Raw genomic sequence first — 1866 nt, 5'->3', positions numbered from 1 at the left:
GCACGTCGCGGTGGCGGCGGCGGTCGCGGAGTTCAAGGCCCGGGTGGAGGCGCTGCCGGAGGAGAAGCGGACGCGCACGGAGGTGGACCGCATAGGCGGCGACATCTGGAGCCGCACGCTGGCCGACACCCCGCTCCCGCTGCGCGCCGCCCACGCGGCCCGCATCTTCGGCCTGCTGCCCCCGGCCGCGGACGCCGCGGATCCGGCGCTGCTCGCCGCGGGCAACTGGCTCCGCCTGCGCACCCCGTACGGCTCGGTGGCGCTACGCCGCGGGGGCGGCCTGGGCCGCCTGGGCGTCACCCCGGTCTGACCCCCTGCGGGGGGCGTCCGGTACGGCCGAACACGACCGGAGACCGGGGCGCCCCCGCCGGCGCCGCAGGCCCCTGGCGGGCCCCGGCCCTGGCGGGCCCCGGCTCCGGGCTTGGGCTACTTTCTGTTCTCCCGGTCCGGGGTTACCCGGATGTGGTCCTCCTCCAGGTCCAGGACCACCCTGTCGCGGATGTCCAGGGACTCCGTGTACTGCTGCGGCAGTTGGAGGCGGCCCGTGCGGTCGACCGCCGCGTACTCGCGGGCCACCACCCGCTCCTGCCCGCTCGCGTCGACCTCCGTGCGGCGTACCACCTCCGACGCCATCCGGCCGTCGCGGATCGCGACCGTGCGGCGGACCTGCGTGGCCACCGCCTGGTCGTGGGTGACGATGACGATCGTCGTGCCCAGTTCCTCGTTCGCCGTGCGGAAGGCGGCGAAGATCTGTTCCGCCGTCGCCGAGTCCAGTTCGCCCGTCGGCTCGTCCGCCAGGATCACCGCGGGGGAGTTGGCCAGCGCCACGGCGATCGCCGCGCGCTGCTGTTCGCCGCCGGACAGCTGCTGCGGGCGGCGGTCACGGCAGTGGGCGAGGCCCAGGAGGCCCAGGAGGTCCTCGGCGAACGCCACCCGGCGGCGGCGGGCGTGCCGGCCGCCGCCGCCCTCGCTGAGCTGCATCGGCAGCACGACGTTCTGCACGGCGGTCAGGTACGGCAGGAGGTTGCGCGCGGTCTGCTGCCAGACGAAGCCGACGACCTCCCGGCGGTAGCGCAGCCGTGCCCGCGCGTCCATCGCCAGCAGGTCGAAGTCCGCGACCGTGGCGGTGCCCGCGGTGGGGACGTCGAGGCCGGCGAGGATGCCGAGCAGGGTCGACTTGCCGCTGCCGGAGGCGCCGACGAGGGCCAGCAACTCGCCCTCGGCGACCAGCAGGTCGAGCCCTTGCAGCGCCTGCACCTCCACGCCGTCGGTGCGGAAGATGCGTACGAGCTGGTCGCAGGAGATCAGCGCGTCGTGTCCGTATGCCGGCTTGGCGCGCTGCTCCGCCGCCCGCCGCTCCAGGTCCTCCAGAGTCGTGCCGCTCGTCATACCGCCCGTGCCCTCTCGCGTCTGGGCCATCTCACTCCCTGTCCCCTGCCCGCAGTTCCCGTACGGCCCGCTGTCTGCCGCCCCACCACGCCTGCACCAGCACCGCCGCCAGCGCCAGCCCGGGCACCGCCACCGACGGCAGCGCCAGCGCCAGCGGGTCCGCGTGCAGCTCCGCGCCGCCGGGGCCGAGGAGGTCGGGGCTCTCCTCGCCGAGTGCGAGCGCGCTCAGATCGATGCCGGGCCCCAGCAGCCGTACGGTGACCAGCCCGGCCAGTGCGCCGACCAGGCCGGCCGCCACCAGCTGCGGCATCGCCTCCAGGACCAGCAGCCGCCGCCCGTGCCGCCGGCTGAAGCCCATGGTGCGCAGCCGGGCCAGCAGCGCGACGCGCTCGGGCGCGGCCCGCAGCAGCGACAGCAGCACGGCTAGCAGGGCGTATCCGGTGGCGGCGACGGCGGCGACGGCGTACAGCCGCTCCG

General features: G+C 75.8%; 3 protein-coding genes. 1 reads left to right on the top strand and 2 read right to left on the bottom strand.

The window, feature by feature from the left end; genetic code table 11:
* On the top strand, positions 1-310 hold a 310-nt coding region (locus H5J30_RS30520), incomplete at its 5' end, for a DUF8185 domain-containing protein (protein WP_508470990.1).
* A gap of 116 nt (positions 311-426) precedes the next feature.
* Here H5J30_RS30520 and H5J30_RS30515 read toward each other — a convergent pair.
* Positions 427-1389, bottom strand: coding sequence for an ABC transporter ATP-binding protein (locus H5J30_RS30515; protein WP_181790681.1), 963 nt, complete (start codon positions 1387-1389; stop codon positions 427-429).
* Between the two features lie 31 nt (positions 1390-1420).
* Positions 1421-1866: ABC transporter permease family protein (locus tag H5J30_RS30510; protein WP_309505680.1), on the bottom strand; the 446-nt coding region annotated here is incomplete at its 5' end.

The organism is Streptomyces phytophilus, from assembly GCF_013870535.1.
Lineage (GTDB): Bacteria > Actinomycetota > Actinomycetes > Streptomycetales > Streptomycetaceae > Streptomyces > Streptomyces phytophilus.
The sequence above is the reverse complement of the archived record's forward strand: the minus strand, read 5'-3'. Positions and strand labels throughout refer to the sequence as shown.

Excerpts from the sequence above, each read along its gene's own strand:
- H5J30_RS30515 (WP_181790681.1), bottom strand. The coding sequence starts at position 1,389 with ATGACGAGCGGCACGACTCTGGAGGACCTGGAGCGGCGGGCGGCGGAG.